This is a genomic window from Collinsella aerofaciens, assembly GCF_901212495.1.
Lineage (GTDB): Bacteria > Actinomycetota > Coriobacteriia > Coriobacteriales > Coriobacteriaceae > Collinsella > Collinsella aerofaciens_H.
The window spans coordinates 27-21,637 of the sequence record NZ_CAAKNY010000026.1 but is presented as its reverse complement, the minus strand read 5'-3'; the positions used below and the strand labels follow the sequence as shown (position 1 = coordinate 21,637).

The 21,611-nt window shown below is 60.3% G+C and carries 25 protein-coding genes; 1 reads left to right on the top strand and 24 read right to left on the bottom strand.

The window, feature by feature from the left end; genetic code table 11:
• Positions 1–6: 6 nt before the first annotated feature.
• The 18 genes from rplV to SFLMC1_RS02625 all read right to left on the bottom strand — a co-directional run bounded on the left by rplV (position 7) and on the right by SFLMC1_RS02625 (position 14,850).
• On the bottom strand, positions 7–378 hold the full coding sequence (gene rplV, locus SFLMC1_RS02710; protein WP_152073487.1) for a 50S ribosomal protein L22: 372 nt from the start codon (positions 376–378) through the stop codon (positions 7–9).
• Positions 379–392: 14 nt separating this feature from the next.
• Positions 393–653, bottom strand: coding sequence for a 30S ribosomal protein S19 (rpsS, locus tag SFLMC1_RS02705; protein WP_006235035.1), 261 nt, complete (start codon positions 651–653; stop codon positions 393–395).
• A 32-nt stretch (positions 654–685) separates the two neighbouring features.
• Positions 686–1,516 (bottom strand): 50S ribosomal protein L2, encoded by an 831-nt coding sequence (gene rplB, locus SFLMC1_RS02700; RefSeq protein ID WP_117583062.1) that lies wholly within the window; start codon positions 1,514–1,516, stop codon positions 686–688.
• Between the two features lie 179 nt (positions 1,517–1,695).
• Positions 1,696–1,983, bottom strand: a complete 288-nt coding sequence (rplW, locus tag SFLMC1_RS02695) for a 50S ribosomal protein L23 (RefSeq protein ID WP_006235033.1) — start codon at positions 1,981–1,983, stop codon at positions 1,696–1,698.
• Positions 1,984–2,610 (bottom strand): 50S ribosomal protein L4, encoded by a 627-nt coding sequence (gene rplD, locus SFLMC1_RS02690; protein WP_117820811.1) that lies wholly within the window; start codon positions 2,608–2,610, stop codon positions 1,984–1,986.
• 46 nt (positions 2,611–2,656) lie between these two features.
• On the bottom strand, positions 2,657–3,277 hold the full coding sequence (gene rplC, locus SFLMC1_RS02685) for a 50S ribosomal protein L3 (protein WP_035137484.1): 621 nt from the start codon (positions 3,275–3,277) through the stop codon (positions 2,657–2,659).
• A gap of 436 nt (positions 3,278–3,713) precedes the next feature.
• Positions 3,714–4,340 (bottom strand): histidine phosphatase family protein, encoded by a 627-nt coding sequence (locus tag SFLMC1_RS02680; protein WP_152073486.1) that lies wholly within the window; start codon positions 4,338–4,340, stop codon positions 3,714–3,716.
• 39 nt (positions 4,341–4,379) lie between these two features.
• Positions 4,380–5,534: a cation diffusion facilitator family transporter gene (locus tag SFLMC1_RS02675; protein ID WP_187323835.1), complete on the bottom strand. Its 1,155-nt coding sequence runs from the start codon at positions 5,532–5,534 to the stop codon at positions 4,380–4,382.
• A gap of 141 nt (positions 5,535–5,675) precedes the next feature.
• Positions 5,676–7,400 (bottom strand): acetyl-CoA carboxylase, carboxyltransferase subunit beta, encoded by a 1,725-nt coding sequence (gene accD, locus SFLMC1_RS02670; protein ID WP_152073484.1) that lies wholly within the window; start codon positions 7,398–7,400, stop codon positions 5,676–5,678.
• Entirely contained in the window at positions 7,387–8,730 is a 1,344-nt protein-coding gene (locus SFLMC1_RS02665) for an acetyl/propionyl/methylcrotonyl-CoA carboxylase subunit alpha (protein ID WP_152073483.1), read from the bottom strand. Before SFLMC1_RS02665 ends, accD begins: the two co-directional genes overlap by 14 nt.
• Before the next feature lie 10 nt (positions 8,731–8,740).
• Positions 8,741–9,163 (bottom strand): 3-hydroxyacyl-ACP dehydratase FabZ, encoded by a 423-nt coding sequence (fabZ, locus tag SFLMC1_RS02660; RefSeq protein WP_152073482.1) that lies wholly within the window; start codon positions 9,161–9,163, stop codon positions 8,741–8,743.
• A gap of 9 nt (positions 9,164–9,172) precedes the next feature.
• Positions 9,173–9,646: an acetyl-CoA carboxylase biotin carboxyl carrier protein gene (accB, locus tag SFLMC1_RS02655; RefSeq protein ID WP_152073481.1), complete on the bottom strand. Its 474-nt coding sequence runs from the start codon at positions 9,644–9,646 to the stop codon at positions 9,173–9,175.
• A gap of 3 nt (positions 9,647–9,649) precedes the next feature.
• On the bottom strand, positions 9,650–10,897 hold the full coding sequence (gene fabF / locus SFLMC1_RS02650) for a beta-ketoacyl-ACP synthase II (protein WP_152073480.1): 1,248 nt from the start codon (positions 10,895–10,897) through the stop codon (positions 9,650–9,652).
• Between the two features lie 39 nt (positions 10,898–10,936).
• On the bottom strand, positions 10,937–11,710 hold the full coding sequence (fabG, locus tag SFLMC1_RS02645; RefSeq protein WP_152073479.1) for a 3-oxoacyl-[acyl-carrier-protein] reductase: 774 nt from the start codon (positions 11,708–11,710) through the stop codon (positions 10,937–10,939).
• A 30-nt stretch (positions 11,711–11,740) separates the two neighbouring features.
• Positions 11,741–12,667, bottom strand: coding sequence for an ACP S-malonyltransferase (locus SFLMC1_RS02640; RefSeq protein ID WP_152073478.1), 927 nt, complete (start codon positions 12,665–12,667; stop codon positions 11,741–11,743).
• Complete coding sequence (fabK, locus tag SFLMC1_RS02635) at positions 12,655–13,599, bottom strand: enoyl-[acyl-carrier-protein] reductase FabK (protein ID WP_152073477.1); 945 nt, start codon at positions 13,597–13,599, stop codon at positions 12,655–12,657. Before fabK ends, SFLMC1_RS02640 begins: the two co-directional genes overlap by 13 nt.
• Before the next feature lie 2 nt (positions 13,600–13,601).
• Positions 13,602–13,838: an acyl carrier protein gene (locus tag SFLMC1_RS02630; protein ID WP_055285196.1), complete on the bottom strand. Its 237-nt coding sequence runs from the start codon at positions 13,836–13,838 to the stop codon at positions 13,602–13,604.
• A 52-nt stretch (positions 13,839–13,890) separates the two neighbouring features.
• Positions 13,891–14,850 (bottom strand): 3-oxoacyl-ACP synthase III family protein, encoded by a 960-nt coding sequence (locus SFLMC1_RS02625; protein WP_152073476.1) that lies wholly within the window; start codon positions 14,848–14,850, stop codon positions 13,891–13,893.
• A gap of 176 nt (positions 14,851–15,026) precedes the next feature.
• Between SFLMC1_RS02625 and SFLMC1_RS02620 the strand changes: the two genes are divergently transcribed.
• Positions 15,027–15,803, top strand: a complete 777-nt coding sequence (locus SFLMC1_RS02620) for a biotin--[acetyl-CoA-carboxylase] ligase (RefSeq protein ID WP_187323832.1) — start codon at positions 15,027–15,029, stop codon at positions 15,801–15,803.
• A gap of 116 nt (positions 15,804–15,919) precedes the next feature.
• Here SFLMC1_RS02620 and rpsJ read toward each other — a convergent pair whose 3' ends face one another.
• The 6 genes from rpsJ to SFLMC1_RS02590 all read right to left on the bottom strand — a co-directional run bounded on the left by rpsJ (position 15,920) and on the right by SFLMC1_RS02590 (position 21,526).
• Positions 15,920–16,228 (bottom strand): 30S ribosomal protein S10, encoded by a 309-nt coding sequence (gene rpsJ, locus SFLMC1_RS02615; RefSeq protein WP_022094184.1) that lies wholly within the window; start codon positions 16,226–16,228, stop codon positions 15,920–15,922.
• Positions 16,229–16,289: 61 nt separating this feature from the next.
• Positions 16,290–18,389: an elongation factor G gene (gene fusA, locus SFLMC1_RS02610; RefSeq protein ID WP_152073474.1), complete on the bottom strand. Its 2,100-nt coding sequence runs from the start codon at positions 18,387–18,389 to the stop codon at positions 16,290–16,292.
• A 19-nt stretch (positions 18,390–18,408) separates the two neighbouring features.
• Positions 18,409–18,882 (bottom strand): 30S ribosomal protein S7, encoded by a 474-nt coding sequence (rpsG, locus tag SFLMC1_RS02605; protein WP_006235013.1) that lies wholly within the window; start codon positions 18,880–18,882, stop codon positions 18,409–18,411.
• 73 nt (positions 18,883–18,955) lie between these two features.
• On the bottom strand, positions 18,956–19,333 hold the full coding sequence (gene rpsL / locus SFLMC1_RS02600) for a 30S ribosomal protein S12 (protein WP_006235012.1): 378 nt from the start codon (positions 19,331–19,333) through the stop codon (positions 18,956–18,958).
• Between the two features lie 560 nt (positions 19,334–19,893).
• Complete coding sequence (locus SFLMC1_RS02595; protein ID WP_152073473.1) at positions 19,894–20,970, bottom strand: DUF4179 domain-containing protein; 1,077 nt, start codon at positions 20,968–20,970, stop codon at positions 19,894–19,896.
• Entirely contained in the window at positions 20,921–21,526 is a 606-nt protein-coding gene (locus SFLMC1_RS02590; protein WP_226814207.1) for an RNA polymerase sigma factor, read from the bottom strand. Before SFLMC1_RS02590 ends, SFLMC1_RS02595 begins: the two co-directional genes overlap by 50 nt.
• Positions 21,527–21,611 lie beyond the last annotated feature (85 nt).

The window sequence follows — 21,611 nt, the reverse complement described above, 5'->3', positions numbered from 1 at the left end:
ACAGCTTTACGCCTCCTTTCGAGGAGCAACGACGACGGTGATGTGGGCAGTACGCTTCAGAATGCGAGAAGCGGAACCCTTGGCGCGGGGACGGATGCGCTTAAGCGTCGGACCCTCGTCAACATAGGCAGCGGCGACAACCAGGTTGTCGGCACGCAGACCGTTGTTGTTCTCGGCGTTCGCGACGGCGGAACGGAGAACCTTCTCGACATCCACGGCGACGGCGCGGTCGCAGAAGTGGAGGATGTCGAAGGCCTGAGCGACAGGCTTGCGGCGGATCAGATCGACCACCAGGCGGGCCTTGCTGGGGGAAACACGCACGTACTTAGCGACGGCGCGAACCTCGGTGGCCTCAGTTTCAATAGACTTAGTTGCCATTTACGGTTAACCCCCTATTTGGCCTTGTGGCCACGGAACGTACGAGTCGGCGCGAACTCGCCGAGCTTGTGACCAACCATGGACTCGGTAACATACACGGGCACATGCTTGCGGCCGTCGTGGACGGCGATGGTGTGACCAACCATCTCGGGGAAGATGGTGGACGCGCGGGACCAGGTCTTCACGACGTCCTTCTTGCCAGCCTCGTTCATCGCGGTGATACGCGAGAGAAGGCGAGTCTCCACGAACGGGCCCTTTTTGAGACTTCTGCTCATAAGTGCTTTCTCCTAAAACTCGGTATCCGAAATTACTTCTTACGGCGACGAATGATGTGCTGGTTCGAGACCTTCTTCTTCTTGCGCGTACGAAGGCCCTTCGTCGGCTTACCCCAGGGGGTAACAGAGGGACGACCAGAGGTGTGGTTCTTGCCCTCGCCACCGCCGTGCGGGTGGTCGACAGGGTTCATGACGGTACCGCGGACGGTCGGGCGCACGTTCATGTGACGCTTACGGCCGGCCTTGCCGATGACGATGTTGGCGTGATCGGCGTTGCCGACCTCACCGACGGTGGCGCGGCAGGTAACGAGGATGCGGCGCATCTCGGAGGAAGGCATACGGACGATAGCGTACTTGCCCTCCTTACCCATCAGCTGGCAGGAGTTACCGGCGGAACGGGCGATAGCAGCGCCCTTGCCCGGCTGGAACTCGACGGCGTGGATGAGCGTACCGACGGGGATGTCGGCGAGGGGCAGAGCGTTGCCCGGCTTGATGTCGGCGTCAGAACCGGACATGACGGTCTGACCGACCTCGAGGCCCTTGGGGGCCAGGATGTAGCGCTTCTCACCGTCAGCGTAATGCAGCAGAGCGATGCGAGCGGAACGGTTCGGATCGTACTCGATCGTGGCAACCTTGGCGGGCACGCCGTCCTTGTTGCGCTTGAAGTCGATCACGCGGTAACGACGCTTCACGCCGCCGCCCTGGTGGCGGGTGGTGATGCGGCCGTTGTTGTTACGACCGGCCTTCTTGGGCAGGGGCTCGAGAAGAGACTTCTCGGGCTTGGTGCAGGTGATCTCGGAGAAATCGGAGATCGTCTGCCAACGCCTACCAGCGGAGGTCGGCTTAAGGTGCTTTACAGCCATTACAATCCCTTTCAATAGGAATCCGTTAGCCATCGCAGACAGGGATTCGAGGTTCTGCCTCGGGTGCGATGACACCGGACGTATACACGGTTCCGGGCGTGTCCATTTTATGCGCCCAAAACCTTGAGCTCCCGCCTCCCCTAGTTGGGAGGCATGAGCTCACTCAACAGCAGCGAGTCTTAGGCCTGGTTGCCAAAGACCTCGATGGTGTCGCCCTCGGCCAGCGTGACGATGGCCTTCTTCCAAGAACGGGTCTTGCCGGCGACATAGCGCACGCGCTTGGTCTTGGGCTTGACCGTCAGGGTGTTCACGCGAACGACCTTGACGCCGAAGATCTCCTCGACAGCGTCCTTGATCTGATACTTGTTAGCATCCTTGGCGACCTCGAACGTGTACTTGTTCTGCTCCATGCCGGAGAAGGAACGCTCGGACACGATCGGACGGATGATGATCTCGTGGGCGGTCATTTATGCAAGCACCTCCCCGAAGTGAGCGGCGATGTCGGCGGGCATCAGCACGGCGTTGTTGTTGACGAGATCGTAGGTGTTGGCCTCGTCGGCAGTGATGATGAACGTCTTGGGAATGTTGCGGAACGACAGGTAGGCGTTGACGTCCTCATCGCGAACGATGATGGTCAGACGCTTGCCCTCAAGGCCGAGAGCCTTAAGCATGGCGACGGCAGCCTTGGTGGAAGGCTTCTCGAAGCCGTAGTCGTCGACGAGCACGAGCTCGCCATCGGCCAGCTTGGCGGACAGCGCGGAGCGCATAGCCAGCTTGACCTCCTTGTTGTTCATACGCTTAGCGTAGGAACGGGGCTTGGGGGCGAAGACAACGCCACCGTGACGCCACTGGGCAGCACGGATGGAACCCTGGCGGGCACGACCGGTGCCCTTCTGACGCCAAGGCTTCTTGCCGCCACCGGAAACCTCAGAGCGACCCTTAGCAGACTGGGTGCCCTGACGCCAAGAGGCCATCTGGCACTTGACGATGTGGTGCATAACGTGGATGTTCGGCTCGATGCCGTACACCTCAGCGGCGAGCTCGGTCTCGGCGACCTTCTTGCCCTCGCTGTTCTTTACTTCAAACTTTGCCATTTAAGTGTTCTCCTTGGTATGACGCTGGGCTAAATGGGCTGGGCCCTTAGGCCATACGGATGGCGACGAGACCATTCTTGGCACCCGGGACAGCGCCCTTGACCAAGATGAGGTTCTGCTCGGCATCGATGCGGACAACGGAAAGGTTCTTGACGGTAACGCGCTCGTTACCCATGTGACCGGCCATCTTGACGCCCTTGAGGACGCGCGCAGGATAGGCGCACTGACCGATAGAACCGGGGTGACGCTGGAAGTGAGAACCATGCGTCATAGGACCGCGGCGCTGACCCCAGCGCTTGATGCGACCCTGGAAGCCCTTACCCTTGGAGGTACCGATGACGTCGACCTTCTCGACATCAGCGAAATCAGCGACGGTGACGACCTCGCCGACCTTGTGCTCCTCGCCGTTCTCGACGCGGACCTCACGAAGGAAGCGGACAGGCTCGACGCCGGCCTTGGCGAAGTGACCAGCCATGGGCTTGTTCACGTTCTTGGCCTTGATGTCGCCGAAACCGATCTGGACGGCGTCATAGCCGTCGGTTGCCTGAGTTTTAACCTGCGAGACAGCGCAGGGGCCAGCCTGGATGACCGTGACGGGAACGACGTTGTCGTCCTCGTCCCAAACCTGGGTCATGCCAATCTTGCGGCCGAGAATCATGCTGATCAAGATATGATCCCAACTCTCGCGTGGTCTTGGGACAATGCGTACACCACCGAGCGTACGCCCCTAGAGGACCACTACTTACACGACGTGCTCCCCAGCCTTGTATTGCGCCCGGACTACCTGACAACCCTATTAAGCAGGTATTTTGTCCAGCCAGAATACTCCCCTGGTTTCACACAGCTGTTTAGTATACACGGCTGCGGGCGTATCCATCGAGATTCATATTTCACTCACATTGTTTACGCAGGTAAAGTGTGGGGACGGTCTCGGAGCGGGCCTACGCCCTAAGGTCCCTGCTCTACAGTCCTGCGCAAGACGGAAAGCACATTAAGTGCTTTCCTTTGCGTGCGGAACTCGCGACAAACTTAATATATTTCGCCGCCCCTCTGCCAGGCTCGGGAGACGACACGTTGATGTCTGCTTAACTCTGCTCGCTCAGCTAATTACTTTGCTGGGGGTCCACTATTTGCTGAAGGGTGAACTTGCATTGCATTGGCTCGCCTTCTGCTTGTGGCTTTTGCTCATCGAAATCGAAGATCATGATGGCGCAGTTAGGAAGCTTTGTTGGGAGCTCGAAGCCCTCTGGGGCTGCAGCCTTGATGAATTGGCGGCTGGCGCTGCCGTGGCTTACTGCTAGGAGGGTTTCGGTGTCCTTAGCGCTCATGAGATTGGTGAGGGTGGCCACCATGCGCTCTTGTAGCGCGTGGCTTCCTTCTCCTCCGAATGGGATTAAGTCCTCGCCTGGATCCCAGACGTCGGTGGGCAGGGCATCGTGGGGGCCTTCTTCGAAGGTGCCGTAGCTGCGCTCGATGATGCCCTCGCAGGGCTCGACTGCTGCGTCCGGGCCGAGGAGCTCGCATGCGACGAGACTTGCCGTGTCCATGGCGCGGCCTAAGGGCGAAGAGACCACCTTGTCGGGAACGACGCCGTGGGCTTTGAGCCATGCAGCTGCTGCCCGCGCCTGCTGGCGGCCCAGGTCGGTCAACGGTGAATCGCAGCGACCCTGGACCAGCTTTTTTACGTTGAATTCTGTCTGACCGTGGCGGAGTAGATATAGACGTTTCATGCTCTCCCCTTCTGTATAACTTGCTGTACCGGCGCAGCCCTACTCGTGGGTATGGCCTACGTAGTCTTCGTCGATCGTGATCTTGGCAATTGACTTGGGATATTCGGATTCGACACGTTTCGCCAACGCGCGCTTTAGATCCTCGGCGCTCATCGCCAAATCCGAGGGTCGAACGCAGTCAAAAATCACATTGGTGTGCGTAGGGCCCGGCACGCAACGCAAATCGTGAATCGAAAGGCGGCCATCGATCTGTTGAGCCATTGCGTTGATGCGCAGGCGCATGCTCGCCACCTTTGGATCGTCGGTCACGATGGGATCGTAATGGAGCGTGACGATCATGCCATCGTCGTCCCTAAATGCCTTTTCAATGTTGTCAAGCGTGTCGTGGCTATCCAGCGGGCTGGTCTCGGCTGCCATCTCGGCGTGAGCGCTTGCGAACTTCCTGCCCGGGCCGTAGTCGTGAACCATCAAATCGTGAACGCCCAAAACGCCGGGGTAGCTCATGATCTTGTCTCGAATGTGCTTGACCAGCTTAGGATCGGGCGCCTGGCCCAAAAGCGGGCTCACCGTATCTTGGATGAGTTCAAAACCGCTCCAGCCAATATAGGCGCCAACGGCAAGTCCAACCCAAGCGTCAAGATTGACATGCGCCACCTGGGAAACAATCGCGCACGCCAGCACAGCACCCGTGGCAAGGACATCATTCTTGGAATCCTGCGCGGTCGCATGCATCGTCTCGGACTCAATGCGATCGCCGAGCTTTTGGTTGAGGGCCGCCATCCACAGCTTAACGACCATCGAAAGCGAAAGGACCGCCACCAGGGCAAGCGAGAAATCGACAGGCTCGGGGTGGATGACGCGCTCAACCGAGGACTTGATAAGCTCAAGGCCGATCAGCAGCACGAGCGCCGCCACGACCAGACCCGAGAGACACTCGTAGCGGCCATGTCCGTATGGATGTTCGGGGTCTGCCGGCTTGCTCGCCAGCTTAAAGCCAAGCACGCTCACGATGTTTGAGCTTGCGTCGGACAGGTTGTTCATGGCGTCCGCCACGATCGAAACCGATCCCGACAGCACGCCAATTGCACCCTTCGCAGCGCATAGTGCCACATTGGCGAGAATACACACCACGCCCGTCAACGTGCCCACGCGCGCACGGTCGCCCTGTGCACGACGAACGATCCACTCGACCATCTTCATCAGCCCCCACGGTGCTACCTATATATCTATTGCTCAAACGGATTGTAGTGTAGCCACTTTGTCCTCCAGATACAAAAAGGCCGCAACCCACACGGGCCACGACCTTGGAGTGTGCCATGCGGAACTGTCCCCTTGTCACATCGTGCGGTACCGACCGATTACGCGGTATTTTTCGTAGCGGAGGTTTGTGAGGGCAGCGTCGTCGAGCTGCCCAAGCGTATCGAAGGCATCAAATGCCGAGGACATGACGGCACCGGCAATCTCCTCATGCGACAGGCCCCTATCATCGACAATGCCGTCGATGATGCCGAGCGCCAACAGATCGGGAGCCGTGAGCTTCAGCGCCTCGGCGGCCTCATCCGCGCGCTCCGTATCCTTCCACAGGATCGACGCACAGGCCTCGGGGCTCACGACCGAATAGGCCGAGCTCGAGAGCATCAGGATGCGGTCGGCCACGGACAGCGCCAGCGCGCCACCGGAGCCGCCCTCGCCTGTCACCACCGAGACAATCGGCGTCTTAAGGCCGCTCATCTCCATGAGGTTCTGGGCAATCGCCTCGCCCTGGCCGCGCTCCTCGGCACCGATGCCGCAAAACGCGCCCGAAGTATCGACCAGGCACAGAACCGGTCGACCAAACTTTTCGGCCTGGCGCATCAGGCGACGCGCTTTGCGGTAGCCCTCGGGATGCGCCATGCCAAAGTTGCGGCGCATACGCTCTTTGGTCGTGGTGCCGCGCTCGATGGCGATGACCGTTACGGGGCGTCCGTCTTTCCAACCAATGCCACCCACCACGGCGGCGTCGTCGCCAAAGTAACGGTCGCCGTGCAGCTCTACAAATCCATCCAGGCCCAGCGAGATCATCTCGCCCGCCGTGGCGCGATCTGCCGAGCGGGTCTGCCTGACAATCTCGAGCGCAGTTTTTGGTGCCGACGAGCGCTTAAACAAGTGTCCCAGCTTTTTGCCGCGGCGACCCATATGCACGATCTCATGCGGTGCCCCCAGGCCGGGCGCGTGCCCTTCGTGCAGCGCCAGCAGCTCGCCTACCGTGAGCGCAATCTCGCCACGCGGAACAACGGCATCGCAAAAGCCGTGCTCCAGCAAAAACTCGGAGCGCTGGAATCCCTTGGGCAGGCGCTTGTGCATGTTCTGCTCGATCACGCGCGGGCCGGCAAATGCCGTCAGGGCATCGGGCTCGGCCAGGATAATGTCGCCCTCCATGGCAAAGCTCGCGGTTACACCTCCGGTCGTGGGATCGGTGAGCACCGTGATATACAGACCGCCCGCCTCGCTGTGGCGCCTAACCGCCGCAGAAATCTTGGCCATCTGCATCAGCGATGTCACGCCCTCTTGCATGCGCGCGCCACCCGAAACGGTAAAGCCGACAACCGGCAATCCCAGCTCGGTCGCACGCTCAAATGTGCGACAGATCTTCTCGCCCACCACGGAACCCATCGAGCCCATCATAAAGTTGGCGTCCATAAAGAAGAGTGCCGAATCACAACCGCAGATCTTGCCCCTGCCGCACACAACGGCATCGCGCTCGCCCGAACGCTCGACCGCGCCCTTGAGCTTATCGGCATAGCCGGGAAACGAGAGGAAGTCCTCCGACGCCAGATTGGCATCCCATTCCTCAAACGTGCCCTCGTCGACCGTCATGCGCATGCGCGCGCGACCGCTCACGCGAAAGTGTTTGCCGCAACGGGGGCACACCTCGAGGTTGTCGTGCAGACGCGCCTCATCGATCACACGGCGGCACTCCGGACACTTGATAAACACGTGGCGCGCGGGAAACTCGGCGCACGACTCGGTCATCGGCCCCTCAAGAACATTGACCGCCTTCGCTTTTCTATTCATCAGCATAGAGATGCCCCATCAGATCGGTGTGATACATGCCCGACAAGAACTCGTCGTTTGCCAGTACGTCGAGCTGAAGCTCGCTGTTCTCGCTCACGCCCTCGATCACGAGCTCGCCCAGAGCCGAGCGCATCTTGCGAATGGCGCCGTCACGCGTGGGCGCACACACGATGAGCTTGCCGAGCATAGAGTCGTAGTACGGCGGAACGTTCGCGCCGGTAAACATGGCGGAATCCCAACGCACGCGCGGACCGCCCGGCACACGCAACGCGGTGACCGTTCCGCATGACGGCAGAAAGTCCGGCGTTTCGGCATTGATGCGGCACTCCATGGCGTGATTGCGGACCGGCATGTCCTCCTGCTCAAAGGGCAGAGGCTGGCCAGCTGCCACGCGCAGCTGCCACTTGACCAAGTCGGTATCGGTCACAAACTCCGTAACCGGATGCTCCACCTGCAGGCGCGTGTTCATTTCCATAAAGTAATAATTGCCGTCATCTGAGTACAGAAACTCAATGGTGCCGGCGCCCTCATAGCCAACGGCACGAGCCAAGTCGCGCGCGGCCTTGTGCATGCGCGCGCGAATATCATCCCGTCCGTCGAGGCACGGCGCGGGGCTCTCCTCGATCAGCTTTTGGTTGCGGCGCTGCACCGAGCACTCACGCTCGCCGAGCGAAAACACATGGCCCTGCTTATCGGCCATAATCTGCACCTCGACGTGGTGCGCCGGCGCGACGAACTTCTCCATGTAGCACTCGCCGTCGCCAAAAACGGCCTCGCCCTCGGCACGTGCTTCAATAAAGGCCTTTGCCGCGTCTTCCACGCGCTCGACCTTACGAATACCGCGACCGCCGCCGCCCGCGCGCGCCTTGATGAGCACGGGGCAGCCGATGCGCTCGGCCTCGGCCGTCGCCTCCTCGGGGCTTTTGAGCAAATCGCAGCCCGGCACGATGGGCACGCCCGCCGCGGCAGCCGTTCGGCGCGCGGCGTCCTTGTCGCCCATGCTGTCGATGACCTCGGCCGAGGGACCGACAAACGCCAGACCGTACTTTTTGCAGTCGCGCACGAAGCTCGCCTTCTCGGAAAAGAAACCGTAGCCAGGATGGATCGCCTTTGCCCCCGACTTCACGGCACAGGTGAGCACGGCATCGTCGTTGAGGTAGCTCTCGGCAAGACGCGGGCCGCCGATGCAATACGCCTCGTCGGCAAGCTGCACATGCAGCGCGTCCGCATCGGCCGTGGAGTAGACGGCGACGGTCTTGATGCCCATATCGCGGCACGCGCGGATAACACGGACCGCGACCTCGCCGCGGTTGGCGATGAGCACTTTGTCGAACATGAAGCCTTCCTTAACTTTCGTGCACGAGTGCAAAGGACATATCGGCGCGGCAGCACACCTCACCGTTGACGCTCGCGGTGCCCGTCGCAAAGCGGAACGGCCCGCGCGCACGCGTGATGGAGCACACCAGATCCACCGTGTCGCCCGGGCGCACCGGACGCTTAAAGCGCACCTTGCCCAGACTCGTGTAGAACGGTGTCGCGCCGCGCGCCTCCTCATCGCCCATCAGCAGCACGCAGCAGTTCTGGGCGAGCATTTCGCACTGAATCACGCCGGGAACGACCGGGTTTCCCGGAAAATGCCCCTGCAAAAAGTACTCGTCGCCCGTAATCGTGATATTGCCGTGGGCCTCGTCGCCCACCAGCTCGGCTTCGTCGAGCAAAAGCATCGGCTCGCGATGCGGTAACAGTTCTTTAAGCTCTTCTTTGTTCATGGATGTCACCTATTCGATCCTCATGAGGCAGCTGCCGAACTCCACGAGGTCGCCGTCGGCCACGCAGATCTCGAGCACCTCGCCATCCGCCTCTGCCGTCACCTCGTTGAGAACCTTCATGGCCTCGATGATGCAGAGGGTCTCGCCGGCTTTGACCTTGGAGCCCACGTGCACAAACGGCTCGTCGCCCGGCGCCGGGGCAGCATAGAAAACGCCGACCATGGGAGCGGTCACCTCGGTGCCCTTGGGCTCCGGCGCGGCGTCAGGTGTCTGCGTGGCGGGTTCCGGTGCGGCAGGCGCGACTGTGGGAGCCGTAACCTGAGCGGCCATGGCACTCGGCATGGGCATGGGCACGGCAACCGGCTGTGCGGTGCTCGCGCGCTCGAGTTCGACCGCGGTGCCATCGGGCTCCTCAACACGCACGCGCGTAAGGCCGCGGTCCTCCATCACATCGGCTATCTCGGCAAGTCTTTTGGAATCCATGCTCTAGCTCCTTGCATATCTACGCAGCGCGATGGCGGCGTTGTGCCCGCCAAAGCCCAGGTTGGTCGAAAGCGCCCAGGTAAGGTCGGCGCGAACCGCGCGATTAGGCGTGTAATCAAGATCGCAGGCGGGATCGGGCGTGTGGTAGTTAATGGTCGGCGGCACCACGCCCTGCTCGAGCGCCATGGCACAGGCCATGACCTCGATGGCACCCGTGGCGCCGATCATATGGCCGGTCATCGACTTGGTCGACGAGACGTGTGCGGCGCGCGCCGCATCCTCGCCGAGTGCCCGCTTAATGCCCGCCGTCTCGGACGAATCGTTGAGTTTAGTCGAGGTGCCGTGAGCGTTGATGTAGAGGCCCTCGGAAGGCTTGACGTCGCCCTCGGCCACCGCCAGCGATATCGCGCGGGCAATGCCGGCAGCCTCGGGATCGGGGCTCGTGATGTGATAGGCATCATCGGTGTTGCCGTAGCCCACGACCTCGGCATAAATGTGCGCACCGCGCGCCTGCGCATGTTCCATGCTCTCGAGTACCAGCACGCAGGCGCCCTCGCCCATCACAAAGCCGTCGCGATTCGCATCGAACGGACGGCATGCCGTCGACGGGTCAGGATTAGTGGTGAGTGCACGGCAGGACGTAAAGCCCGCAACGGCATCGGGGATAATGGCCGCCTCGGCACCGCCGGCGAGAATCGCATCGGCATAGCCATGCTTGATGGCGCGGAACGCCTCGCCCACGGCATGGGCCGAGGTCGCGCACGCGGTCACCACGGGCAGGGTCGGGCCCTTTGCCTTGTGGCGGATCGCGATATTGCCCGAAGCCATATTGGGGATCATCATCGCAATCATATAGGGCGATGCACGGCGAGGCCCCCGATCGGCGATCGTGTGGACGTTGTCGACGAGTGTCTGCATGCCGCCCACGCCTGAACCCACGTAAACGCCCAGGCGCTCGCGATCGATGGCGCCTTCGACATCAAAGCCCGCATCGTGCATGGCCTCGTCCGAAGCCGCCATCGCAAACTGAACGCAGGGGTCCAGGTGCTTGGCGTCATGCTTGCCAAAGTAGTCGTTGCCGTCAAAGCCCTTGACCTCGGCCGCCACCTTAACGGCGAATGCATCCGTATCGAAGTGCGTAATCGGGCCGATGCCACAGGTCCCGGCACACATGGCCGCCCAGGTGGCAAGCGCCGTGTTGCCGAGCGGCGATACGGCACCGATGCCGGTGATTGCAACTCTCTGTTCCATCTTGGTCTCCTCATTCAAGCCGTTCTTCGGCCCTGGTTTCTACATCGCCATTCCGCCGTCGACGCGCACGACCTCACCCGTAATGTAAGCAGCCGCATCGCTCGCCAAAAAGCGCACCACGCCGGCCACTTCCTCGGGGCGCGCCATGCGCCTCAGGGGAATCTGCTCCTCGCACGCCGTGCGTACCTTATCCGATAGCTTTGCCGTCATATCGGTCTCGACAAACCCGGGGGCGACCGCGTTCACTCGTACGCCGCGGGGCGCAAGCTCGCGCGCCACCGCCTTGGTAAGCCCTATCACGCCCGCCTTGGAGGCAGCGTAGTTGGCCTGCCCGGCGTTGCCCATCAGGCCCACAACCGAGCTCATGTTGACGACGCAACCACCGCGCTGGCGCATAAAGGCCTTGGTGAGCGCGCGCGTCATATTGAACGTGCCCTTGAGATTGACATCGAGCACGCGGTCGAAGGCATCGTCGCCCATGCGCATGAGCAAGCCATCGCGGGTGATGCCGGCATTGTTGACGAGCGCCCAGATCGAGCCGAAGTCGTTGAGGATCGTCTCCACGCACGCGTTGACGGCATCGGGGTCGGCCACGTCACATTGATATGCGCGCGCCGTGGCGCCAGCCGCCTCGCAGGCTTCGCACGTCTCGCGCGCCGCATCGACGCTGCCGGCATAGACGACGGCGATATCGTAGCCATCCTCCGCCAGGCCCACGGCACAAGCACGACCGATGCCGCGCGAGGCGCCCGTGACCAGCGCCGCGCGACGTGAGTCGTTGCGCTCGAGCGCGCCGTTGTTCAAATTGCCCATGTCGTTCCTTTCGGGTTACAGCCCTGTGGGCTATGCGAGCTCGTTGGCAATAGCTACGACCTGCTCGGCCGTTTCGCACGAATACACGCGGATGTTGCTCAACGTACGCTTGACCAAGCCGGACAGCGTTTTGCCGGGGCCGACCTCAATAAACGTGTCGATGCCTTGATCCTGCAGAGCATGCAGCGTGTCGACCCAGCGCACGGCATGACTCACCTGGTTGGCCAGCACCTCCGATGCCGCCTGCGGGTCGGCCGGATAGGGCGCCGCTGTCATGTTTGCCATAACAGGAATGAACAACGGGGACGGCGCGTGACAGGCCTCGATATATGCAGCAAGGCCACAGGTCGCCTCAGCCATATAGGGGCTATGGAATGCACCCGACACCGCGACCTTCATGGCGCGACCGCCAGGCTCTTTCACCAGGACGTCGAGGGTCCGCAACGCTTCGGGTGCTCCGGCCACGACTGTCTGCTGGGGGCTGTTGTAATTGACCGGCCAGCAGTCCTCGCCGGCCTGTTTTGCCAAGCCCTCGACCTGCGCCGCATCGAGTTTCATGACGGCACGCATGCCGCCGGGGTGACGCTCGGCCGCCGCGGCCATCAATGCCGCGCGCTCACATACGAGCTCAAAACCCGCTCGCGTATCGAATGCCCCCGCAAAGGTGAGTGCAGCGACCTCGCCCAGCGAGAATCCCGCACAGGCGGCAGGCACCACGCCGCGCTCGCGCAGGGCGACGGCGACAGCCAAGTCGTGCACGAACACGCAGGGCTGCGTGTTCTCGGTCTGCGAGAGCTCCTCCTTGGAGGCGCTCCGGCACTGTCTGCTCGTCCCCGGGCGCACCTCATCGGCAATGGCGAACACCTCGGCAGCCGCCGGCGATGCTTCGATGAGGTCGACGCCCATCGTGGGATGCTGGGCACCCTGACCGGCAAACAGAAACGCTACGCTACCCATGCGGACGCACCCTTCAGGATATGCTCGGCGCCATCGACCAGATCGTCGACGATTTCGCGTGCGCTCTGGCGTTCGTTGACCATGCCGGCAATCTGTCCGCACAAATACGAACCCTCTTCGTAATTACCGTCTTTTGCGGCCTTGCGAAGTGCGCCCGTGCCCATGGCCCCGAGCTCCTCGGGGCTTGCGCCCGCCGCCTCATTCTTGGCATACGCGTTAGTGAAGGGGCTCTTGAGGGCGCGAACCGGATGTCCCGTCGAACGGCCAGTCGCGCGCGTCGACGTGTCGCCTGCCTTGAGCACCAGCTCCTTGTACTGCTCGGAAACGGTGCATTCGTTTGCAACGAGGAAGCGTGTACCCACCTGGACGCCGGCGGCACCGAGCATAAAGGCCGCCGCCACGCCGCGACCATCGGCGATGCCGCCGGCCGCCACCACGGGGATATCGACCGCATCGACAACCTGCGGGACCAGCGCCATCGTCGAGGTCTCGCCAATATGGCCGCCTGATTCGGTGCCCTCGGCAACCACGGCAGTGGCTCCGCGACGCGCCACGAGACGCGCCAGCGCCACCGAGGCAACGACCGGGATGACCTTGATACCCGCCTCGTTCCACGCCTTCATGTACTTGGTGGGATTGCCGGCGCCGGTCACCACAACGGGCACCCGCTCATCAATCACCACTTGTGCGACCTCGTCGACAAACGGGCTCATGAGCATAACGTTGACGCCAAAGGGCCTATCCGTCTTGGCGCGCAGCTCGTGAATCTGATCGCGCAGCCAGTTGGCATCGGCATTCATGGCCGCGATAATGCCTAAGCCGCCTGCCTCGGACACGGCCGATGCCAGCGAGGCGTCGGCAATCCAGGCCATGCCACCCTGGAACACGGGCTTTTCGATACCGAGCAGATCGCAGAGAGGAGACTTGAGCATCACTACTTCTCCAATGCCGCCTCGACCGTATCGACGAACTCGCCGACCGTCTTGGGGTTCTCCTCGGTATCGAGCTCAATGCCAAACTCGTCCTCGACGGCAACGAGGATCTCGACGGTACCCAGGCTGTCGAGGCCAATCTCCTCGAGCGTGGACTCGGGCTTCATCTCGACATCGTCAAGGCCGGCGGTTTCGCGGATAACGTCGCAAACGCGCTCGAAGGTCTTCTGATCTGCCATGGTTGTTCTCCTTTGTTAGTGCCCCGGGGGCGTTTTCATTTCCTATGTGCAACTACTTCCAGCGAAGTAGATAGCCACCTACATCCAAGCCGGCGCCGAATCCGACCAGGGCGATGGTGTCGCCCGCGTGCAGCGCGCCGGTATTTGCCAGTCGATCGAGAGCAAGCGGAATGCAGGCGCTCGAGATGTTGCCGGTTTCACGCAACGTTCGGACCACACGGTCGTCCGGCACACCTAAGCGCTTGACCGCCTGGCTCAAGATTCGTTCGTTAGCCTGATGGAATACAAAGTGGTCGATGTCCTCGACCGCGATGCTCGCGTCGCAGACGAGCTTGTTGACCGTGTCGCAGATGGCATTGACGCCAAACTTGAAGACGCGACGGCCGTTCATAGAAAGCACGCTTTCGCGGTCCTGCGCCGTCTTATACGGCGAGGAGCCTGCCACTCCGGGGACGCGCAGTGTTTCGACGTCAGGCGACGTCGAAAGCTCAACAGCAAGGGGATTCTCTCCCCCAGCCTCTATGACCGCAGCACCCGCGCCATCGCCAAAGAGCACGCACGTGGCACGGTCGGTCCAATCGAGCGCCCGCGTCATCTGCTCGGCGGCAACGACCAGCACGTGCTTGGCGCGACCGCGGGCGATATAGCCCTCGGCGACATCGAGTGCAAATACGAAACCGGCACAAGCCGCCGAAACGTCGAAGGCAGGACATATGGCGCCCAGACGCTCAGCAACGGCGCACGCTTCGGCGGGGACGAGATGATCGCCCGTCGTCGTCGAACAGACGATAAGATCCAGCTGGCTCGCATGGATTCCAGACGTCTGGAGCGCTTGCTCGCTCGCTGCCACGGCAAGGTCGTCGAGCGACTCGGTGGTGCACACATGGCGGCTCTTGATCCCCGTGCGGGTAAAAATCCACTCATCCGAGGTGTCCAGGAACTCGGACAGCTCGTCGTTGGAAACGCTGCGCTCAGGAAGTGCCGAGCCCGTTCCCAGTATCGTGAAACCCATCACTAGCCTCCTTTGAGTTGTTGATGTGTTTACATCGACCAAGAGAGGATAGCGCATTCTGCGCTTTGTTGACGTGTTAACATTAAATTGTCTAAATGCGACAAAGGCTTCACATTGTGTCTATCTCTCGACACCATTGCGTCATTCACTTATTCATTAAGGAGGTAGCAGCCGCTATGGATGCCCAATTAACGATAGTCGACGTAACCGGATCGACCAATGATGACCTGCTCGAAGCAGGAAAACAGGGTGCGCCGCACGGCACAGGACTTGCCGCTCGAGCCCAAACGGCAGGACGCGGCCGACGCGGCCACAAGTGGGACTCAACCGCCGGCAACCTGTTGCTCTCGATTGTCCTACGTCCACGTGTTGATCCCGCCAAGTACTCTGGTCTTGCCGCCGTCAGCGGCCTAGCGGTGCTCGAGGCGCTCGGGGCGCAAGGTCTTGCGAACGAGATCGGCCTCAAATGGCCCAACGACCTCGTCGCGCGGGGACATAAGCTCGGCGGCATTCTGGTCGAAGCGGCGCGCGACAACGAGGGCGAGCCCTTCGCCGTCTGCGGCATTGGCGTCAATGTAAACTACACGCCCCAAGAGGTGCCCGATGGCGGCTTGGCGGCAATTGGCCTCTCAGACCTCAACGAGAATGTTCCCGCCGTCGATGTGCTGCTCAAGGAGGTCTATCACGCCGTTATAGGCGCTGTAGATGCCTGGGCAGAACGCCTCAACGCCATGGAAGAAAATGCCGGGGCGCTCGCGCCCGCCCACGGCGAATATGTCGCTCACCTCAATTGGATTGGGGAGCACGTTATCGCCCGCTCCCCCGCTGGAGACGAACTGGCGCGAGGCATCTTTCAAACCGTCGATGACTGTGGTCGCGCGTGCATCGAGACGGAAGACGGCTTGCGATCCTTCCATTTTGAGGAGGCATCCCTGCGCCCCTTGGGCACATAAGGCGCCACAGCCACCCGCTCGACAGTATTAGCCGGTCCTCCAAGGCCATCATGCAAAACAAAAGAGCCCCGCTACCGTAATGGCAGCGGGGCTCTGTAAGCTATGAGCGGTATCGCTTAGAGCTTGATGTCGATGTCGACGCCAGCGGGGAGGTCGAGACGCATGAGCGAATCAACGGTGCCCGAGGTGGGGTCGAGAATGTCGATGAGGCGCTTGTGGGTGCGCATCTCGAACTGCTCACGGGAGTCCTTGTTCACGTGCGGCGAGCGGATAACCGTGTACAGGTTGCGCTCGGTGGGCAGGGGGACAGGGCCGGAAACGCGAGCACCGGTCTTCTGAGCGGTCTCGACGATGAGCTTCGCGGACTGATCGACGACCTCGTGATCATAGCCCTTGAGGCGAATGCGGATCTTCTGGGTAGCCAACTTAAACCTCCAAAGAGTGCGAGAGATGTTCTCGCAGGATTACGTAACAGGGAGCTCGAACTTAGGCGTTCTTGCTCATGACCTCGTCCACGATGGACTTGGGCGCGGGCTCATAAGAGTCGAACTGCATCGTGTAGGATGCACGGCCCTGGGTCTGGGAGCGAAGGTCGGTAGCGTAACCGAACATCTCGCCCAGCGGCACCTTGGCACGGATGAGCTTGCTGTTCTTGCGATCCTCCATGCCCTCGATCTTGCCGCGGCGACCGGAGAGGTTGCCCATAACGTCGCCCATGTACTGCTCGGGGGTCTCGACCTCGACAGCCATGATCGGCTCGAGCAGCTGCGGATCGGACTTCTTGAGGGCGTCCTTGATAGCCATGGAACCGGCGATCTTAAAGGCGGCCTCGGAGGAGTCGACCTCGTGGTAAGAACCGTCGAACAGGGTGACCTTAACGTCGAGGACCGGGAAGCCGGCGATAACACCGGTGTTCAGGGCCTCCTGGATGCCCTTGTCGATGGACGGGATGTACTCCTTGGGCACGACGCCGCCGACGATAGCGTTGACGAACTCGTAGCCGAAGCCCTCCTCCATCTTCTCGAGCTTAATGACGGCGTGGCCGTACTGACCGCGACCGCCGGACTGACGGACGAACTTGCCCTCAGCCTTCTCGACGTCGTGACCAGCGGTCTCGCGGTAGGCAACCTGGGGCTTACCAACGTTAGCGTCAACCTTGAACTCGCGGAGCAGACGGTCGACGATAATCTCGAGGTGCAGCTCGCCCATGCCGGCGATGATGGTCTGGCCAGTCTCGTGGTTGGTGGACACCGTGAAGGTCGGGTCCTCCTCGGCGAGCTTGGTCAGAGCCAGGGACATCTTGTCCTGCTCGGCCTTGGTCTTGGGCTCGATGGCAACGTCGATAACGGGCTTAGCGAACTCGATCTTCTCGAGGACGATCTCCTTGCCCTCGGTGCACAGGGTGTCACCGGTGGTGGAGTTCTTGAAACCGACGCAAGCGACGATGTCGCCGGCGGCAGCGTCGTCACGGTCGATACGCTCGGCTGCGTTCATCTCGAGGATGCGGCCGAGGCGCTCGCGCTGACCGTTGGAAGCGTTGATCACGTAGGAGCCGGACTCGGCACGGCCGGAGTAAACGCGGACGTAGGTGAGCTTACCGACGAACGGGTCGGTCATGATCTTGAAGACCAGGCCGGAGAAGGGCTCGTCGAAGGAAGGATGACGCTCGATCTCCTCGCCGGTGTCCGGATCGGTACCGGTGACGGCCTCGACGTCAATCGGGCTGGGCAGGTAGTCGACGACAGCGTCGAGCAGCTCCTGAACGCCCTTGTTCTTGTAGGCGGAGCCCACGAAGACGAGGTTGAGCTCGTTGGCCAGAACGCCCTTGCGCAGAGCAGCCTTGAGCTCCTCGACGGTGAAGTCCTCCTCCATGAGGATCTTCTCCATGAGCTCGTCGTCAAAGCTGGCAGCAGCGTCGAGGAGCTCCTCGCGCTTGGTGGCAGCGATGTCGGCAAACTCAGCCGGGATCTCGTCCATCGGCTCGGGGTAGGTCATGCCCTTCTCGTCGGCCTTGAAGTCCCATGCAGTCATGGTGACGAGGTCGATGACGCCCCAGAAGTTGTCCTCGGCGCCCATCGGGACCTGAGCGGCCACGGCGTTAGCGTCGAGACGATCCTTCATGGTCTCGATAGCGTTGAAGAAGTCAGCGCCCACGCGGTCATACTTGTTGATGAAGGCGATGCGGGGAACGTTGAAGGTAGAAGCCTGACGCCAAACGGTCTCAGACTGCGGCTGAACGCCGGCAACGGCGTCGAAGACGGCGACAGCACCATCGAGGACGCGCAGGCAGCGCTCGACCTCGGCGGTGAAGTCAACGTGGCCCGGGGTGTCGATGATCTGGATGCGGTAGTCCTTACCGTCCTTCTTCCAAAAGCACGTGGTAGCAGCGGAGGTAATGGTTACGCCGCGCTCCTGCTCCTGAACCATCCAGTCCATGGTGGCAGCGCCCTCATGGACCTCACCGATCTTGTGGGTCTTACCGGTGTAGTAAAGAATACGCTCGGTCGTGGTGGTCTTACCGGCATCGATGTGGGCCATGATGCCGATGTTACGGGTATCGGAAAGCTTGTACTTAGGCTTAGCCATGTTAGTTCCTTACCTTAACTTACCAACGATAGTGAGAGAACGCGCGGTTGGCCTCGGCCATCTTGAAGACGTCCTCACGCTTCTTGACGGAAGCGCCCAGGCCGTTGGAAGCGTCGAGGATCTCGTTGGCGAGACGCTCGGCCATGGTCTTCTCCTTGCGAGCGCGGGAGAAGTTGACGATCCAGCGGATGCCCAGAGCGGTGGAACGACGGGAGTTGACCTCCATCGGGACCTGATAGGTAGCGCCACCGACACGCTTGGGCTTAACCTCGAGCGTGGGCTTGACGTTGTCCATAGCCTTCTTGAAGGTAGCGAGAGCGTCGCCACCCTCGGACTTCTCGGCAACGATCTCGAAAGCGGTGTAAACGATGCGCTCAGCGGTGGCCTTCTTGCCGTCAAGAAGGACCTTGTTGATGAGCTGAGTCACCAGGCGGTTGTTGTAAACGGCGTCAGGCTGAACCTCACGACGATTAGCTGCTGCACGACGCGGCATGTGAAATCTCCTTAAGTGTCTACCGTGCGGCGCTTAGGCGGCACACGGCGAAAGTATCAAAACGTTATCTGGCTTATTTAGCCTTGGGGCGCTTAGCACCGTACTTGGAACGGGCCTGCATACGGTTCTGGACCGGAGCAGCGTCGTAGGCGCCACGGATGACGTGATAACGGACACCAGGGAGGTCACGGACACGACCGCCGCGGACGAGCACGATGGAGTGCTCCTGCAGGTTGTGGCCCTCACCCGGGATGTAAGCAGTAACTTCGATGCCGTTGACGAGGCGAACACGGGCAACCTTACGAAGAGCCGAGTTCGGCTTCTTGGGGCTCGTGGTGAAGACGCGGGTGCACACGCCGCGCTTCTGGGAGTTGTGCTGCAGAGCAGCGTTCTTGGACTTCTTGGGCACGGAACGACGGCCCTGGCGAACCAGCTGGTTAATAGTAGGCAAAGCGTACTCCTTCTCGAGTGATTCCAGCTTTCTGTAAAGTGCAACGGCTTGAATCGAGGGGTCAGCATCCCCCTACGAAACACGCAGTTCGATAGGATACGTGGCGTTAGCTGTGCCGTCAACAGACCACGCCGCCGGGCGTATCCCAAAATGGGCACATTTCCGCAAAGCCTACACAAAAGGAATCCCCTCCTGTGCGCGAGGGCGGCCCGGTCTGGGAATCCGACGTGCTCGTCGGGGCAACGTTACCTACTAAAAAGGGACAGGTTTATTTTGGTCGGTTTTATCTGGGGAAACGTCACCCTTCACGATGATCTGCTTCCTTTTGCAGCATGTGGATCAACAACGTGTTCGGAAGTGCGGGGAAAAATCGTAAACCTCTAAGCAGACCGACATTATTGACAACAAAACCGCAGTTCAGTAGGGGGTTAGATTATGAGTGTGGTCGCAAGTTCTGAGTTTTTCACCGCACTTCCGATAATCAGACGAATAGCGTCCTATTCAGCCCTCCATTTAACACAAAATGGGCCGCTTCCCCTCGTAGGAAACGGCCCCAAATCTTACGAATAGACGATGGTAAAGGGTTCCGACGTTTCAGCGCCCCCTGTTGAAGTGCAGCGTGTGCCTTCGAGCGTTACTGAAACCACTTGGTCGACATCAATCAACTTCGTTGGCACCCAAATGTTCTCTCCGCTATTGCGTGCCATCGAAACATAGAAATTGTACGCCCCTGCGGCGTCATCTTTGATAACCTGTTCCGATCCATCCTTGTAGCTGACGGTCAGTTTATGATCAACTGCTTCATAGCCCAGATCATCGATGTGCGTCTGGATGGAAAACGGACTGATCTCGAGAGACGAGTCATCAGAGTGAAGTTCCTTAGTCTCGACGTGCTCTCCGACGCTAAACTCGGGCGTCGACGCCTCGAACAGTTTCGCATCCTCGCCTTCGCCCTCGGTCCACTGGATATTCCAGGTGACAGCATGTTGCAAATCTCGATTGCGATCCCCTGAGGCAAAGTACATCGTGCCATTAATGACCGTGTCGCTTGATGTGTCCTTATCGATTGTGCAGCGCGTGTCAGCCCATTCCTCGCCGAAGTTCATGCTGGGCGTGCCGATGCCTTGTTCTTCTTCACCATAGAGAACAAGTTCGCCAGTCTCTGCTGCCGGCTTGTAGTAGTTAACACCATTTGGATTGGACAACGTAAACGTCACGGCACCGCAACCGTTTTTATCGATAGCCATATCATGAATGTCGAGTGTATAGCCGTTGCCCTCGACGGACAGATTGACCTTCTGTACTGAACCCTCCAAGCTTTGGGGCGCGATACCGTCACCAAACTCTCTGGTGTAGGTATATTTAGTCCCCGCCGAGCCACCTTGAGTCCAGGTAATGGACTCTCCATTACCATGGTTTCCCCAGGCAGAGGCAAAATAACTGGAATTGACGACGGCGTAGGCGACCCCTCCGGTCGCCAGCACTCCGGCAAGGCATCCGATCACGGCAACATACAGAGGCTTCGCGTGACCCCTTCGGCGAAGCGGCTCACCAGCAGCGGCATCAATAACACGGTCGGCAAGATCGCTATCGGCTTGGACGGACTCGAAGGCCTGCTTGATTTGGTTGGATTTCACGGTCGCCCTCCTCTAGGATGAACTTGAGCTTCGATCGACCGCGAGCTAAACGCGTTCGAACGGTCGAGGCTGGCACATGCAGTAACTCGGCAATCTCTGAGGTCGAAAAACCCAGATAGTAATAGAGCACGATAGGAACACGGAATCGCTCCGGAAGCCGCATGACATCTGACAGGACGGCCTTGGTCTCATCCTGCGCTGTCGAAAGTGAATCGGTCAGATTCTCAATATCTTCCACGCGTCTCCACGGCTTTCGAAAGAGCGATTTGCATTCATTGATCGTGACCCGGATAAGCCAGCGACGAAGATGTTCCCAACTTTCAAAGTGTCCATCGCTTTTAAGCAACTTAAGAAAGACGTCTTGAGCGACATCGTCGGCATCGGCGCGATCGCGCAGATACGTCAATGCGATCCGAAACACGACATCCCGGTGATCTTCGACCGCCTGTCTAAAAGCTTGTTCTTCCATAATCACCTCCCGGTGACGGTAATGGTTCTCGATGAGGCCCTCATCATAGATACGCTTTGACCGAATGAATTGTTTCAAATTCAGCATGAAAACCCGCCAATCAATTTACCTGTCACTTTTTGACACGAAAGGAATTACTTCCTGTGAACAAGGGCGGATTTCCTGCCCGGGC

What these genes read in the sequence shown, in the direction of transcription:
- rplV (WP_152073487.1), bottom strand. Translation starts at nt 378, where the DNA reads ATGGCAACTAAGTCTATTGAAACTGAGGCCACCGAGGTTCGCGCCGTC.
- rpsS (WP_006235035.1), bottom strand. Translation starts at nt 653, where the DNA reads ATGAGCAGAAGTCTCAAAAAGGGCCCGTTCGTGGAGACTCGCCTTCTC.
- rplB (WP_117583062.1), bottom strand. Translation starts at nt 1,516, where the DNA reads ATGGCTGTAAAGCACCTTAAGCCGACCTCCGCTGGTAGGCGTTGGCAG.
- rplW (WP_006235033.1), bottom strand. Translation starts at nt 1,983, where the DNA reads ATGACCGCCCACGAGATCATCATCCGTCCGATCGTGTCCGAGCGTTCC.
- rplD (WP_117820811.1), bottom strand. Translation starts at nt 2,610, where the DNA reads ATGGCAAAGTTTGAAGTAAAGAACAGCGAGGGCAAGAAGGTCGCCGAG.
- SFLMC1_RS02680 (WP_152073486.1), bottom strand. Translation starts at nt 4,340, where the DNA reads ATGAAACGTCTATATCTACTCCGCCACGGTCAGACAGAATTCAACGTA.
- SFLMC1_RS02675 (WP_187323835.1), bottom strand. Translation starts at nt 5,534, where the DNA reads ATGGTCGAGTGGATCGTTCGTCGTGCACAGGGCGACCGTGCGCGCGTG.
- accD (WP_152073484.1), bottom strand. Translation starts at nt 7,400, where the DNA reads ATGCTGATGAATAGAAAAGCGAAGGCGGTCAATGTTCTTGAGGGGCCG.
- SFLMC1_RS02665 (WP_152073483.1), bottom strand. Translation starts at nt 8,730, where the DNA reads ATGTTCGACAAAGTGCTCATCGCCAACCGCGGCGAGGTCGCGGTCCGT.
- fabZ (WP_152073482.1), bottom strand. Translation starts at nt 9,163, where the DNA reads ATGAACAAAGAAGAGCTTAAAGAACTGTTACCGCATCGCGAGCCGATG.
- accB (WP_152073481.1), bottom strand. Translation starts at nt 9,646, where the DNA reads ATGGATTCCAAAAGACTTGCCGAGATAGCCGATGTGATGGAGGACCGC.
- fabF (WP_152073480.1), bottom strand. Translation starts at nt 10,897, where the DNA reads ATGGAACAGAGAGTTGCAATCACCGGCATCGGTGCCGTATCGCCGCTC.
- fabG (WP_152073479.1), bottom strand. Translation starts at nt 11,710, where the DNA reads ATGGGCAATTTGAACAACGGCGCGCTCGAGCGCAACGACTCACGTCGC.
- SFLMC1_RS02640 (WP_152073478.1), bottom strand. Translation starts at nt 12,667, where the DNA reads ATGGGTAGCGTAGCGTTTCTGTTTGCCGGTCAGGGTGCCCAGCATCCC.
- fabK (WP_152073477.1), bottom strand. Translation starts at nt 13,599, where the DNA reads ATGCTCAAGTCTCCTCTCTGCGATCTGCTCGGTATCGAAAAGCCCGTG.
- SFLMC1_RS02630 (WP_055285196.1), bottom strand. Translation starts at nt 13,838, where the DNA reads ATGGCAGATCAGAAGACCTTCGAGCGCGTTTGCGACGTTATCCGCGAA.
- SFLMC1_RS02625 (WP_152073476.1), bottom strand. Translation starts at nt 14,850, where the DNA reads ATGGGTTTCACGATACTGGGAACGGGCTCGGCACTTCCTGAGCGCAGC.
- SFLMC1_RS02620 (WP_187323832.1), top strand. Translation starts at nt 15,027, where the DNA reads ATGGATGCCCAATTAACGATAGTCGACGTAACCGGATCGACCAATGAT.
- fusA (WP_152073474.1), bottom strand. Translation starts at nt 18,389, where the DNA reads ATGGCTAAGCCTAAGTACAAGCTTTCCGATACCCGTAACATCGGCATC.
- rpsG (WP_006235013.1), bottom strand. Translation starts at nt 18,882, where the DNA reads ATGCCGCGTCGTGCAGCAGCTAATCGTCGTGAGGTTCAGCCTGACGCC.
- SFLMC1_RS02590 (WP_226814207.1), bottom strand. Translation starts at nt 21,526, where the DNA reads ATGCTGAATTTGAAACAATTCATTCGGTCAAAGCGTATCTATGATGAG.